Genomic DNA, 14,851 nt, shown 5'->3' with positions numbered 1-14,851 from the left:
CAACTAAATGATGGCAACTAAGAATAAGGGTTGCGCTCGTTGCGGGACTTAACCCAACATCTCACGACACGAGCTGACGACAACCATGCACCACCTGTCACCAATGTCCCCGAAGGGAAAATCCTATCTCTAGGACGGTCATTGGGATGTCAAGACCTGGTAAGGTTCTTCGCGTTGCTTCGAATTAAACCACATGCTCCACCGCTTGTGCGGGCCCCCGTCAATTCCTTTGAGTTTCAACCTTGCGGTCGTACTCCCCAGGCGGAGTGCTTAATGCGTTAGCTGCAGCACTAAGGGGCGGAAACCCCCTAACACTTAGCACTCATCGTTTACGGCGTGGACTACCAGGGTATCTAATCCTGTTTGCTCCCCACGCTTTCGCGCCTCAGTGTCAGTTACAGACCAGACAGTCGCCTTCGCCACTGGTGTTCCTCCAAATCTCTACGCATTTCACCGCTACACTTGGAATTCCACTATCCTCTTCTGCACTCAAGTTCCCCAGTTTCCAATGACCCTCCACGGTTGAGCCGTGGGCTTTCACATCAGACTTAAGAAACCACCTGCGCGCGCTTTACGCCCAATAAATCCGGACAACGCTTGCCACCTACGTATTACCGCGGCTGCTGGCACGTAGTTAGCCGTGGCTTTCTAATAAGGTACCGTCAAGGTACGTTCATTTCCTAACGTACTTGTTCTTCCCTTACAACAGAGTTTTACGATCCGAAAACCTTCATCACTCACGCGGCGTTGCTCCATCAGACTTTCGTCCATTGTGGAAGATTCCCTACTGCTGCCTCCCGTAGGAGTTTGGGCCGTGTCTCAGTCCCAATGTGGCCGATCACCCTCTCAGGTCGGCTATGCATCGTTGCCTTGGTAGGCCGTTACCCCACCAACTAGCTAATGCACCGCGGGCCCATCCTACAGTGACGCCGAAGCGCCTTTCAACTTCAAAACATGTGATTCGAAGGATTATCCGGTATTAGCCCAGGTTTCCCTGAGTTATCCCGATCTGTAGGGCAGGTTGCCCACGTGTTACTCACCCGTCCGCCGCTAAATCAGAGAAGCAAGCTTCTCGTCATTCGCTCGACTTGCATGTATTAGGCACGCCGCCAGCGTTCGTCCTGAGCCAGGATCAAACTCTCCATAAAAGTAGTTTGAAAGCTCATTTGCTTTGCTAGCGTTATCTTTTGATAACAATTGCTTATTCACTTAATGTGATAAGACTTGTTTGTGATTATCTTCTTGCTTGTTTAGTTTTCAAGGTTCATGTTGTTTCGTCGTTTTCTTGTGACAACTTAAAATATCTTACCACATCTCCATTCAAGTTGTCAACAACTTTTTTAAAATGTTTTTTAGTTATTTAAAGCGTCTTTGTTAGCGACTCTTAATATTATAAACGGTTGTTATTTATAAGTCAACAACTTTTTTTAAAAGTGAATTTCTTAAACATTACTGTTTGAAAAGCACTTGTATTACTATACCTCTATAACGAATAACTGTCAACAATTTATTTCAAATAAAAAAAGCTATTTAATTGATTCTTTTCTAAGAACCAACCAAATAGCTTTGTTGTTTAATTATCGTACCCAGATGAAGTAACTTAGGAAGACAAAGAATAAGATGTACATAATCCAGTGAACTTCTTTACGACGACCTGCTAATAACATTGTTAATGGATAGAAGATGAAACCAACCGCAATACCTGAGGCAATACTATAACCTAAAGGCATCATTAGCATTGTTAAGAATGCTGGTACAGCAATTTCGAATTGATCCCACTCAATATTTTTCAATGAACTTACCATTAGAATACCTACAATAACTAGTGCTGGTGCTGTTACTGCCGATGTGATTACATCGAGTACTGGGAAAAAGAATAGTGATACTGCGAATAACGCTGCTGTTACTACTGCTGCAAAACCAGAACGCGCTCCTGCTGCCACACCTGCTGTTGACTCTACATAAGCAGTTGTTGTTGATGTACCTAATACTGAACCTACTGTTGTACCTAATGCATCTGCCATTAATGCTCGACCTGCACGTGGTAACTTATTATTTTTCACAAGACCTGCTTTATCTGCTACAGCCATCAATGTACCAGCTGTATCAAAGAAGTCTACAAATAAGAATGTTAAAACAACTACTAAGAATTGAATATTTAATAGTGACGAAAAGTCATGTAAAATCGGGTCAAGTGCAACACCGAATGTTGGTGCGATACTTGGAATTGATGATACAACTGATTTTGGAACTTCGATTACGCCAGCAATCATACCAATGATTGTTGAAGCGATGATTGTAATAAAGATAGCTCCTGGAACTTTTTTAACCATTAAGATGACTGCAATGACAATTCCAACAACTGCAAGAAGTGTGTCACCTTTTGTAAAATCACCTAATGTAACAATCGTGTCTTTGTCTGCAACGACGATTCCCGCACCTTTTAAACCAACGAATGTAATGAATAAACCAATACCAGCTGATACTGCATATTTTAATTGAACTGGAATAGCATTAATAATTGTTTCACGAATACCTGTTAATGAAAGAAGAATAAAGATAATACCTGAGAAGAATACACCTGTTAAACCTGTTTGCCATGGAATACCATATGCTCCTACTACAGCGAAAGCAAAGAATGCATTTAATCCCATACCTGGTGCTAATGCGATTGGATACTTCGCTAAAATACCCATAATAAGCGAACCGACAATCGCTGCTAATGCTGTTGCGACGAATACAGCTCCTTTATCAATTCCAGCTGCGGCTAAAATATTTGGGTTAACCGCCAATATGTATGCCATCGCTAAGAATGTTGTAACTCCACCAATGATTTCTCGGCGATAATTCGTGCCAAGTTCTTCAAATTGGAAATACTTTTTCATGATTAAATCCTCCGAATGTCGTCAAAAATAAAAAGTGCACAACTTTTAACAGTCGTACACTTACGATTCTATGTATCCATAGTATGAATAGAATGATCTATTCAATCGTAGTCAAGTCATTTACGGTAACTTGGTAGAAACTTCTGAGCCTTATTCTCAGTTTTATACGACGACGTTATTTAATTTACATTCATAATATAGCACTGTATTTTTCAATTTGCAATACTTTTTACGAACATTTTCAATAACTAATTAATAATAGTTCGTGAATAAAGTGTTTTCTGTCACTGTAAATCTCTTTATCTATAAAACGAATATCAAATTTTGTTATCTACTCAATTCGAATACCTAATAAAGAGGCTAATATTAATGCCTGTTCCATATTGACACGACAACCTTTCAAACGTTCTAAATCAACAGTCAAATGTGTGAATTGTGAAGATCGTAAATCAAGTGTAGTTAAATCTGTTTGCTGCATCTGTAAACCTGACAAGCGACATTGTTCAAATTGTAAAAATTGATGTGTCACTGCATAGAAATCAGATTGTTCCAAATCACATTGATTAAATAATACATGCTTTAACTTTGTTTCATTAAATAACGAAAAATTCATTTTGCACGATTCAAATGTTACGTCCCCCAAACTTGACCCTTGAAAAATCGTTCCAACTAATTTGCAACGTTCAAATACAACTCGGTGAATCGAAGACTTTGAAAAATCTACATTGGATAAGTCACAATTTTCAAATCGAACATCTAAAGCATTTAATCTTTTAATAGAACTATTATTCAAACGACAATCTCGTATGATGACTTGTACAAAGCGAAGGTCGCAAGCTTCATCTTCTTCGAAGTTAATACTCTCTATTAAACACTGCTCTGCTTCCCACTCTTCTTGCGCCAAGATGCGATTCCATGTTGTCTCTGTTAAATGTTGTGGTAATTTTGGTTCATTCATCTTATCATCCTCTCCTTTCTTATCACTTTACACTAAAAAAGAGGAACCGCAATTGCAGTCCCTCTTTAATTCACTGTTTTAAAAAATCTTAGTACCAGCCGTTTGCTAACCAGAATTGTTTTGCTTTTTCCCATGAACCGTAACGTTGTTTCACATAGTTATCCGCTACACGTTCTTGGTTAGCTGGTGAGTAGTCACCGTTTAGGTAAGATTTATCTAATTGGTATTTACCAATATATTTACCTGTTGCGCTTCGTGCATCATATGAGTTGCTTGATTCCTTTTGTGCAATCCAAGCTTTCGCTGAAGATGATGAACCTTGATAAGATGATGCATTACTTGCTTTTTGTGTTGTTTGTGCTTTTTGTGTTGATTGGTATGATTTTGTTTGTGTTTGCGCTTGTTGTTTTTGTTGTACTGGCGCTTTGTAAGTTGTTTGTTGCTTTTGTTGAGATGGTGCTTTATATGTTGATGATTGTTGTACTTGTTGTTTTTGAACAGGTTGAGCTGTTTTTCTTACTGTTGTTGTACCATCAGGAATTACTAATGTTGTTCCTGCATGGATTAAATTTGGATTTGAAATTCCATTTGCTGAAGCGATGCTTGATACGAATGAATAGTCTTTACCAAATTTTTGAGAGATACCTGATAATGTATCACCCGATTGTACTTTATATGAAGTATGCGCACTAGCATCTGCTCCTGCTGCAAAACCTGCAACACCAACCGCTACTGTTGTACCTAATACTAACGTTTTTAATGATTTCATAATATTCATTTCCACCTTTTGTTTAATTTTTATATTTGTTCTCTCTATTATGTTCTTACTGATTTTTAATATTTTTTTGCTCCTTTTCTGAAGCTGATAATAGATTAACACGATTTTTTATTACAAAAGTTACAGAAATATCACAGCTAAATGACCACCATGTATTAAAAGTTATATAAAGAGCTAAATTAATTATTAAAATAATATATCATTATTATGATATAAGACCTAAAGATATTAGAATGTTGATATGACTTTGTTTTTACAATAAATTATAGACTATTTTATTTTTCAATTTATCTAAGCAACATAATAAGAAAAAAGTTAAAAATAGATGCAGATTTTTTTGTTATAGTGGATTTAATGAATAAAAAGGAGATTTTTTAGCTTATGAATCAACAACAGACACCACTTTACACCGCACTTATTCAACACAATTCGAAGCAGCCGATTAGTTTTCATGTACCTGGACATAAAAATGGTATGCTGATTCCTTCTTTTGCACAATCAACCTATGAAAAGCTGTTAAAAATGGATACAACCGAAATTACAGGACTTGATGATTTACATGATGCAGAGGGATGTATTGAAGAAGCACAGTCATTACTGCGTGACTTGTACAAAACAGAAGCAAGCTATTTTTTAATAAATGGTTCAACAGTGGGAAACTTAGCGATGATTTTAGCGACATGTCAGCAAGGCGATACCGTTCTTGTTCAGCGTAATTGCCATCAATCGATTTTGAATGGATTAGAACTTGCAGGAGCAGAACCTATCTTTTTAACTCCAGCTTTTTATGAAGATGGACAAATTCCTACCTTATTAACAAAGAAAGTTGTTGAGCGAGCGATTCAACTTTCCCCAGAAGCGAAAGCCATCATTCTGACGTATCCAAATTATTATGGATTTTCGGATGCGATTGAAGATGTAATTCATGTTGCAAAAGAAGCAGGGCTTTTCGTTTTAGTCGATGAGGCGCATGGAGCTCACTTTCAATTAGAAGGTTTTCCAAAAAGTTCACTATCATTCGGCGCAGATATCGTTGTTCATTCAGCGCACAAAACGTTACCTGCGATGACGATGGGGTCATACCTTCACATCGGAACAGAACGTATTAACAAACAATCAGTTGAACACTACCTTCGTATGCTTCAATCAAGTAGCCCCTCTTATCCAATTATGGCTTCACTTGATTTAGCTCGTTATTATTTAGCCAACTTACAAGATGTACAGGCTATTCTAGAAAATATCCAAGGATTCCGTCAGTCTCTACAAAAGATTGAAGGTATTCGTGTTTTAGAAGCGCCTTCACTCGATCCGTTAAAAGTAACGATTCAATCAACAACAGGATTAAGCGGTTATGCACTACAATCTCTTTTTGAACAACAAGGTATTTTTTCTGAACTAGCTGATCCTTTTAATGTATTATTCGTACTTCCATTAGCAGTAACGGATTATACTGATACGTTGCAACGAATGAAAAACTGTTCATTTGAAAAAGGTGAGCCACTTCAAAAAGAAAAAAACATATATATAGAAGAAACTCAAAAATTAGCACAATCTTTTCATGAATTAAAGGGTGAAACAGACTATGTAACATTTCAACATGCTGCCGGAAAAATAAGTGCTGAACTCGTTACTCCATATCCCCCTGGTATTCCACTCATTATGAAAGGTGAATGCATTACACAACAGCACATTGAAACTATTCAGCGTTACCAACAGCTAGGAAGTCGCTTTCATGGCGGTAGTAAATTAGCATCTCAACAACTACTTGTATATCAATAAAAAAGAGGAGCCGCATTTGATTGCGTCTCCTCTTTCTCATCATTAGTTTAAGTTACCAGGTACAGTTTTCATGATACGACCTGATTTTACGTTTTTCACAGGTTTTGTTGCTGGACGTAATACGCGCATTCGTCTCACCTCCTCTCAAATCCATTCGAACAATTATTGCTCTACTGTTTGTAAGCTGTTCTTCCAAACAAGATTCAATACTTTTTTAATGTTCTTTTTCTCTGAAGGACATGGACGTTCGCCTGATACGACACGGTACCATGGGCAGTGATTCCCTTGACATGCCGGACGGAAGAAGCAAGATTGACATACTGTATCTGTTTCTTCACCTGATAGTAACCAAGAAGCAATTTTATCGTAGTCTAAATCCATCGTACCGTCTGCTTGAATTTTACCTACTTTATTTACTTCTTCATCTAAAACCGTTGTACATTTATACAATTGACCATCTGAACCGATAACCATCGCATTCGGTTTTGCTGCATAACATACTGCTGCTGTCGGATTCAATGCACCTTCAACCATGTTACTCATCGCAAGACCTTTATCCATCGCTGTTTCTGTGAACTCCCAGATTTTCTTATTCGCTGTAATATGCGTACAAGTTGGAATTTCTTCATCGTTCGGACCACCCCAACGACCAACAGGACGGAAGAATACGCCAAAGCGTGAATCATTCGCAAAGTGCTCTTTTAAGAAATCAATTAGGTGTTCTGTTTCACGTAAGTTATCTTCATCAAAGTTAATACGGATTGTCATATTGAAGTCGCCTTCTACATCACGTAATGATTGTAAGTTTTCAACGATTTTTTCAAATGTTCCTTGTCCACCAATCATATGACGGCGCGCATCATGTACTGCTTGAACACCATCAATTGTCACCATGTATTGTGATACATTCCATGATAGTAACTTTTCAAATGTTTCACGATTTAAAAAGTAACCGTTCGTTACCACGTCTGCTGAATAATCAATATTATGTTGCTCTGCTTGTGCCATGAATTCTTTCGATAACTCTTCGATAATTCCTAACTCTAATAGCGGCTCTCCACCGAACCAACTAATGTGTAAGTTATCTAGTGTACCCGCGCGCTCTTTTACTAAAGCTTTCACACCTGCTTTTGTTTCGTCTGTCATCTTACCTTTTGCAAATGACTCATAGCAATAACGGCAACGGAAGTTACATTGCTCTGTTGTCATTAAGATTAAGTGCAGCATATCTGTACGGTGCATCGTTTGGTGTAATAAATCAGCACGTTTTAACTCATCTACTGTATCTTTTACGATAAAACCATTGTCGAATAAAGCTTGCTTTACTTCTGTATCAAGCGCTGGTGATCCTTGACGCTTTAGTGCTGTTAATACTTCTTCACGTTCTTTTTCGTCAAAATTAACGATGGCGCCTGTGTAACTGTTGTAGACAATTACGCCGCCGTCTTCTGTTTTTGTTAATGCATTAAATTTCGATGGAATGTATTTTACTTGTTCCATGTCTGTTCCCCCTCAAAAATCAATCTTTGTACATCCGATAGATGTCATCTTCTCAAACCTTTTGAAACAGAAAAAAAGGATTGTCCTTTCTATAAACGCGCAGTATTCGCCTTACTGCGTGTTTATACGAAAGACAGTCCTTTAAGTAGAAATAATCGTCATGCTTTTGAATACGGACTTCTGCCCACAAGCAGACAGACCTGTCCTACCTATTTTGTTCACGACAAAATAGAAGGTAGCAACAGTTGTCTGCTCAATTCTCCCTCATGCGATTATTTCGATCCTGTTGTTGGTGGCTTAGAAGTAACATCTTCTTGTACACGTAATGCGCATTCGACTTCGCCAGAAATACGTGTCATAACAAATGCAATGGTTGTACCGATTGTTTTCGTGTTCGCATTATTTCGCATACAGCTTCCCTCACAACTTTTTTTATCAATCATTCGTCCGTTTAGCTAGCCCATACATGTATGCGCTAGTGATTGAGTTTATTTTACAAGGGATTTCCGCTTTATGTCAATGTTCTATTTTATGTCCATTTCGGAACAAGTCGAATATAAATTAATTCAAAGACTAATTCACAAACCGTTTGCGTCAGAATAATCGTCATTGCTAAACTTTGCATCGCAGGTGGCAAAGCAAATGTTAATGGTAAGACAGCTAATGAATTACGTGTAAAACCACTAAAAATTAATGCCCGCTCGGCTGGCTTTTTCAAACGATATAACCGCGCAATCATGACAGATAAGATTGGCATAATGAGAATGAAGGCAATATAAATTGGAATCACTGCGAAAATTTCTTCCTTCATATTTGCCATGCGCTGTACTTGAGGCGCGACAATCACAAAAATTGTCAAAGCCATCGTTGGCACAGGTAACCATGCAGAAGCTTGCTGAATCTTACGGATGGGTGAATCGAATCGCATACAATATTGGATGGTTACTGCCACAAATAGTGGTAGTACGAAAATCCATAAGAATGATGTGAGGAATGGTTTCCACTGCATGAGCGCAAGAGCTTCACTTCCAACAAAAAACCATAATTCAAACGGCAAAATGATGAGCTGAAGAATAAGTAAAAAAGGTGTCGCAAATAACATCTGTTTAGCATCGCCCTGACCAAGTGCCGTAAATACGATGACATAGTCTACGCATGGCGCAAGCAATACGAGATAAACAGCTAGTCGTAAAGCAGGTTCAGTCGGTAAAAACGTAACGAGCCCGTACACCACAAGCGGTACAACGATAAAATTCACCGCAAAAAGTGCAAAGAAAAAACGTAAATTCACGCGGAAATCATACTTTGTAAAGAATGGAATTTGCGAAAACATACTGTACAGTAAGATAGCTAAAACAAATGGAATCCACTGCTCTAATAAGCTACTACTCGTTTGAAAAAAGTAACCATAGATGAATGCAAATCCTAATACAATAAAATAAAAAGTAGCTTGTCTCTCTTCTAATCTTTCACGCATCGAATTCTCTCCTTTCTTCATGTTATAGTGAACACATACTTATTCATTGTGACGGAGGGATGCAAAGTGCGCAACCGACAATTTGAACTACTGCTTCATCTATTAAAAGTGAAAAAAACAACACATGCTGCGCTAGCCCATCAATTTGAAGTTAGCGTGAAAACGATTCAACGCGATATTGATCAACTAGCAAGATTAGGTGTTCCGATTATTTGCCAACGTGGTAGTAATGGTGGCATTTTTATCGAAGAAAGTTATAAATTGAATACGAGCTTTTTCACACCGAATGACTTACAAACAATCACATTCGCACTCTCTTTATATGACGCGATTTCAGTAAAAAAGCAAAAAGAACAAGTGCTTCAAAAACTAGCACTCATTTCACCCGATTTGATTCAACTATTCGAACAAGATGCACAGGATTATTTCGTCGTCGACTTAATGCCTCAACCAATTGATTTGACTACATCTGTTCATACAGCCATTCAATATTGCTTTGATGAAGAACAATTACTTGAAATTCAATATAATCAAGAACTCTATACAATTGCACCGATTAGTTATGTGTTAAAAGCAGATGGATTATACATCTATACTTTTACGGATGGTTACTATCTATTCAAAACCGAAAACATTCAAACAGCACGTATCCTAACCGAAACGTTTGAACGCGACTTCATTCCTTACGAAAAAAATGCACACATTCTTTTTAAATAAGACATTTTATGTCCTATTTTGCATGATAAGCTGAGTTTTCAGGAGGCTTATTAATCATGCAAACAACAATTTACGAACAATATACCGTACCACAACTGATTCGACTGTTTTCAATTCCAGCGATTCTATCTTTACTCGTTGAACTACTAACATCAATTGTCGATACTGCTTTCGCAGGACATCTACCAAACCAAGCCGATCAAGCACTCGCGGCGATGGGGTTACTGACACCCCTGTTCACCGTATTCGTCGCCATTCAAACGCTATTCGCTGTTTCTACTGCTGTTTTAATCTCCACTAACTTAGCAAAACGTGATTGGCAACGTCCACTTCAACTAGGGGTACACGCTACCATTCTACTCGGTGTCATAACATCACTCATTACTTTTTTATGTATGACACCAATTTTTAATCAGCTTCAACTGACGGGTGAAGTTGCTTCACTCGCTAAAGATTATTTACTCATCTTACTATTCAGTCATGTATTTAGTTCGATTGGCTACACATTAACGAGTGTCATTCGTGCTTTCGAACATCCAAAAGTCGAGATGACTATCATTAGTTTAGCCGTAGTAATCAATATTATGAGTAACGCTTATTTTACCTTTGGACTAAACCTTGGAATCAAAGGAATTGCACTCGGTACATTACTCAGTGAAGTCGTATGTTCTTTGCTTGCATTCATTTATTTAAAACGAAAAAAACAGTGGTATCGTTATACAAACTATACATGGAAAGAACGCTTCCATACGACATACGCTCTTTTAAAAATTGGGATTGCGCAAACGATCATTCAAGCACTCGGCGGCATGACAGCTTGGCTTGTGAATAAACAACTTCAAACATTTGGCACAACACAGACCATTGGTGCTTGGAATATCGCCAACAAAGTATATATCTTTTGTTTGATGCCTATTGTCGGTATTACGCAAGCCATTCAAACGATTTTGGCTTATTTCCATGGTCAACGTAACCTACAGAAAAAACGTTTAGTAATTCGTACTACATTACAATGGACAACGATTTATAGTGTGCTGTTAATTGTAATTTTTTTCTTATTCGGTCAAAACGTACTTCAATTATTAACGAATGACGAACAACTACTTCGAGAGGGACAATCGATTTTAAATATTATTTTCATCACGCTTCCTTTAACAGGATTCGCTTATACCGTCATGACACAACTACAAGTGACGGAACAAGAATTACAAGCCGTTGGGATTGGATTGACGCGTCAAATTTTTGCGATGTTACCGCTGATTTATCTATTACCTTTATTCGTTCATACATTTGCGCTACCTTTTTCGCAAACAGAAGCCATCTTTTTAGCGATTCCTTTCGCAGACTTCCTAACTGCGCTTGTTGCTTATGTCTTCATTCGAAAACAAGGCTTATTTTCTTTTTCCAAACAGATGATTTACAATAAAGAAAAGTAGCTCGGTTTCGGGGGTGGGACGATGTTTTATTTAGATGAGTCAGGCACAATTTCAAAGAACAAGCCACACGCTAGTAATATGCGTGATGTGTATTTCATCATTTGTTTCGTGCATACTCACGACCCCGAACAATTAAAAAAAGTGTATCGTCGCACGATGAAAAAATTACGTCGTACATTTGCTGATTATTTTGCAACGCATGTACGCAATCCACGCGAACCAAAAGGCTCTGAACTCACACCGATTATGAAGCATTATTTTATTTCGGAACTCATTCAAAAAACGGATATTACTGTATCCTATGTTGTGATTGATAATCGTCATATAAAAGATGTCTTCCGAGAAAATGATGCACGCACATTCAATTTTTTCGTGAAATATTTACTTCAATTAAAAGAGTTAGACGCACGCGATCAAGAACACTTACATCTAAATATTGATAACCGAAATGTATCACTCATGAATATGCATCAATTAGAGGAATATCTTGCGACGGAACTTGTTTTAACAGAGAAAGTAAGACATGTGCAAGTCGAGTATTTAGACTCACGTGATAGCTACGGAGTTCGTACAGCCGACCTGTTTGCGAACTTACTCTATCAACGACTACGCTATCGTCGTAATCAGTTTCCAGACTACCACTTACAAGATCGCATACGAAAAAAATCACCCATTCATCCCGATTCACTCGAATGGGTATTCCAACAATTTAAAGCGAGCGGACGACTTCAGAATTATTTTTACATCCCTACGCAAAAAAATTGACGCTTACTTTTCGTGGTGCTACTATAGATTTAGGCGTACAAGTAAATCCTGAATCTACGCAATTGTGTCGAAAGACGACTGTAAGCTGTCTCTGTTTGGCAGCCGTACTCAGGTCAGTATGCCTTGAATTGAATACACGCGACATTTTGTCGTCACATAGAAGAACCCCTGATTTTAAAAAAATCAGGGGTTTTGTTTTATACAAAAAGATAATCTTTATTCTGTTATTTCTTCGAATTCACCCGCATACATCATAATCGTACCGAGTAAATCGTTAAACACTGTCGCATGAACGGTATACAAACCACGTTCATCATCATAACCATCTTCAACAATCGCTTGTCCTTTGAAAAAAGAAGGAAGTGGCACGAGTCCAAATAAGTGTTGGGCATTCGTGCGTGTAATGAGTTTGCCCTCTTTTGAAACATTCAATAATAAATTTGAACGCATCATCGCAGGTTTTCCGAGTAAATCGTAAGCTGTATTCGTATTCAAATCAATACGTGTTGTCGAGTTGAACGCACGTGTTTTCTTTGAAAAATAAAAATTACGCGACCAATTCATATCGACGATACCATTCCCTTGATCTACCGTTTCGTACATCATATCAAATGGCACATTCGATCCCTGCTCTGGAAATAAAAAATCCATCAACGGCGCTGCATAATAAAAAGGCAACAGTAACGGACTCCCATGCTTCACCGTCGACATCACCCCTTTTGCGCGGAATGTTTCACCAGGAGCTGTATGGTAGCGGTGTTGTAACATCGGATGCAAACGTTCAAAATCCTCACCGAGTAATTGCTTATAGACAGACATAGATTAGCCTCCTTTCTATAGTGATTCCCGATTTACTTGAAAACATACTATAAGAGCATGGACCCAACTAAATATCAGGAATGAGATGAATCGCTAAAATATGACGCTGTACAATATGAAGCTTTACACTGTTATTATAATATGAATGGAAGGGGAAATATAGTTTGGTGGGTTGGGGAGGGGATACTTCTTATTTTATAGCATAAAAAGCCTGGATTGAAAAATCTACTACAAAATATAGGGCAATGCTTTACGAGGTATATGGATTTGCATATGGAGATGCTTATGCAAACCAATATATACAATAAGAGTTATCCCTAGACAGAAAGAAACTCACTAAAATTGATAGAAAAACGATTAGACAGTCCATTAATGAACTTCTTGGTGAAAAAGAAATATAAGAAATGAGATTATTCAATGTCTACCGTTATTAGCAAAGAAGAATTAATTGCTGTAGGCTATCCTAAATCCACTGAACAAGGGATTATTCGGGAAGATAAAGCACTAATGATCCAAAAAGGTTATGCTTTCTTCAACAATAAACGATTAGGATGTGTGCCTAAAGAAGCTGTTGAACAGATCACTGGAATTAAATTTTACATATTACTAGGGGACTTTAAATGAGTCCCTTTTCTATACAGAGACATAGGAATGATAAGATGGCAAAATTAACTGATATCTATAAAAATAAAAAATTGAAAAATGATTTTACTCTGTTTCATTGGGCTTTGATGCAATCACTGGAAAACGCATTAGAAAAGTTCTTAGAGAGTCTAATACACAAAAAGAAACGTATGAAGCGAAAACTGCTGAATTAAAAGCAACACAAGACATGGGACAAATTATGAATAGTGGTCTAGATTATACTTCTTATATGGAACAACTTTTTCTCCCCGACTATAAGTAAGGTGTACAAATCACAGCTTATGAAACCCGCTTACCAGTATTCAAGAAAATGATCAATCAATTTGGTAAGAAGAAGATAAACAATATTTCAAATATTGATATTCAAGTTTGGAAAAATAGTTTAACCGAGAACTTTTCACAGAATTACGCTCGGATAGTTTGTGGACTATTTTTACAAACATTAGAAAAAACTATCAACCTAGGAATGATTAAAATGAAGCGAGCGAAACAAGTTGGTGCAATTCCAATAGAAAAAGTGAAAGTTGAATTTTGGACAAAAGAAGAATTCCAAAAAGTATTATCAACTTTCAATATTGATGATTATTATTGTCTGGCTATATTTTATGACAGATCTACGAGTAAATGAAGCAACTACATTACGTTGGAAACAAGATATTGATTTAAAAAATCGCACTTTGACAGTTAGTCATTCGCTATGTTTAAAAAACAGTAATAATTAGACATCAGGGCCAACTAAAACAAAAGCTGATATGCGTACAATCACACTAGATACCGATACACTTGAAATTTTGAAAGTATAGAAAGCTAGACAAGAAGAGTTTGGAGATATTAATTTCGTATTTTCATACGATGGTAGACCTACTTAGAAATCGACTGTTTCGAGAATAATAAAAAGGCATGCTAAACTAGCTGATGTGGAACCTATTCAAGCAAAAGGTTTAATACACTCAAACGCTTCATTTTTAATTAATGAGTATAATGCCCATCCGTTAATTATTAAAGATTGCTTAGGGCATGAAGATATTAAAACGACTCTTAGTACCTATTCACATCTATATCCGAATGTTAACTTTGAAATTGCTAATAGTA

At 37.4% G+C, this 14,851-nt stretch carries 13 protein-coding genes, 1 rRNA gene and 1 riboswitch (1 of these 15 cut by a window edge); of the genes, 6 read left to right on the top strand and 8 right to left on the bottom strand.

From position 1 onward, the window contains the following. The 4 genes from ASO14_RS01890 to ASO14_RS01875 all read right to left on the bottom strand — a co-directional run. Nucleotides 1–1,148: ribosomal RNA gene (locus ASO14_RS01890) — 16S ribosomal RNA — on the bottom strand; it reaches 400 nt to the left of the window's first position. Between the two features lie 429 nt (nt 1,149–1,577). Next, the gene (locus tag ASO14_RS01885; RefSeq protein WP_068450726.1) at nt 1,578–2,885 is read right to left on the bottom strand and encodes an NCS2 family permease; all 1,308 of its coding nucleotides are present in this window, start codon (nt 2,883–2,885) and stop codon (nt 1,578–1,580) included. Between the two features lie 88 nt (nt 2,886–2,973). Then, nucleotides 2,974–3,075: riboswitch (purine riboswitch) on the bottom strand. Between the two features lie 141 nt (nt 3,076–3,216). Further along, nucleotides 3,217–3,843, bottom strand: a complete 627-nt coding sequence (locus ASO14_RS01880; protein WP_068450724.1) for a pentapeptide repeat-containing protein — start codon at nt 3,841–3,843, stop codon at nt 3,217–3,219. A gap of 88 nt (nt 3,844–3,931) precedes the next feature. Next, nucleotides 3,932–4,612, bottom strand: coding sequence for an aggregation-promoting factor (locus tag ASO14_RS01875; protein WP_068450722.1), 681 nt, complete (start codon nt 4,610–4,612; stop codon nt 3,932–3,934). A gap of 390 nt (nt 4,613–5,002) precedes the next feature. Here ASO14_RS01875 and ASO14_RS01870 point away from each other — a divergent pair, with 390 nt between their 5' ends. Next, the gene (locus ASO14_RS01870; protein WP_068450719.1) at nt 5,003–6,400 is read left to right on the top strand and encodes an aminotransferase class I/II-fold pyridoxal phosphate-dependent enzyme; all 1,398 of its coding nucleotides are present in this window, start codon (nt 5,003–5,005) and stop codon (nt 6,398–6,400) included. A gap of 162 nt (nt 6,401–6,562) precedes the next feature. Here ASO14_RS01870 and ASO14_RS01865 read toward each other — a convergent pair whose 3' ends face one another. From ASO14_RS01865 to ASO14_RS01860, 3 genes are all read right to left on the bottom strand, one after another. Further along, complete coding sequence (locus ASO14_RS01865) at nt 6,563–7,900, bottom strand: radical SAM/SPASM domain-containing protein (protein ID WP_068450716.1); 1,338 nt, start codon at nt 7,898–7,900, stop codon at nt 6,563–6,565. Nucleotides 7,901–8,172: 272 nt separating this feature from the next. Continuing rightward, nucleotides 8,173–8,310: a hypothetical protein gene (locus tag ASO14_RS14930; RefSeq protein WP_156422324.1), complete on the bottom strand. Its 138-nt coding sequence runs from the start codon at nt 8,308–8,310 to the stop codon at nt 8,173–8,175. Nucleotides 8,311–8,429: 119 nt separating this feature from the next. Further along, nucleotides 8,430–9,377 (bottom strand): arsenic resistance protein, encoded by a 948-nt coding sequence (locus ASO14_RS01860; protein ID WP_068450714.1) that lies wholly within the window; start codon nt 9,375–9,377, stop codon nt 8,430–8,432. A 66-nt stretch (nt 9,378–9,443) separates the two neighbouring features. Between ASO14_RS01860 and ASO14_RS01855 the strand changes: the two genes are divergently transcribed. From ASO14_RS01855 to ASO14_RS01845, 3 genes are read left to right on the top strand one after another with little or no spacing between them, the layout of a single operon-like run. Further along, nucleotides 9,444–10,094 (top strand): helix-turn-helix transcriptional regulator, encoded by a 651-nt coding sequence (locus ASO14_RS01855; protein WP_068450711.1) that lies wholly within the window; start codon nt 9,444–9,446, stop codon nt 10,092–10,094. A 56-nt stretch (nt 10,095–10,150) separates the two neighbouring features. Beyond that, nucleotides 10,151–11,530, top strand: coding sequence for an MATE family efflux transporter (locus ASO14_RS01850; RefSeq protein ID WP_068450708.1), 1,380 nt, complete (start codon nt 10,151–10,153; stop codon nt 11,528–11,530). 21 nt (nt 11,531–11,551) lie between these two features. After that, nucleotides 11,552–12,295, top strand: a complete 744-nt coding sequence (locus tag ASO14_RS01845; RefSeq protein ID WP_068450706.1) for a DUF3800 domain-containing protein — start codon at nt 11,552–11,554, stop codon at nt 12,293–12,295. A gap of 216 nt (nt 12,296–12,511) precedes the next feature. On the opposite strand, the gene ASO14_RS01840 is transcribed toward ASO14_RS01845, so the two are convergent. Beyond that, nucleotides 12,512–13,114 (bottom strand): DUF4166 domain-containing protein, encoded by a 603-nt coding sequence (locus ASO14_RS01840; protein ID WP_068450704.1) that lies wholly within the window; start codon nt 13,112–13,114, stop codon nt 12,512–12,514. 417 nt (nt 13,115–13,531) lie between these two features. Between ASO14_RS01840 and ASO14_RS01835 the strand changes: the two genes are divergently transcribed. Continuing rightward, nucleotides 13,532–13,738 carry a DUF3173 family protein gene (locus ASO14_RS01835; protein ID WP_068450702.1) on the top strand — a complete coding sequence of 69 codons (207 nt, stop codon included), beginning with the start codon at nt 13,532–13,534 and terminating at the stop codon, nt 13,736–13,738. 331 nt (nt 13,739–14,069) lie between these two features. Next, complete coding sequence (locus ASO14_RS01825; protein ID WP_068450697.1) at nt 14,070–14,387, top strand: hypothetical protein; 318 nt, start codon at nt 14,070–14,072, stop codon at nt 14,385–14,387. Nucleotides 14,388–14,851 lie beyond the last annotated feature (464 nt).

The organism is Kurthia sp. 11kri321, from assembly GCF_001534765.1.
GTDB lineage: Bacteria > Bacillota > Bacilli > Bacillales_A > Planococcaceae > Kurthia > Kurthia gibsonii.
This window is presented reverse-complemented; position numbering and strand designations above follow the sequence as displayed.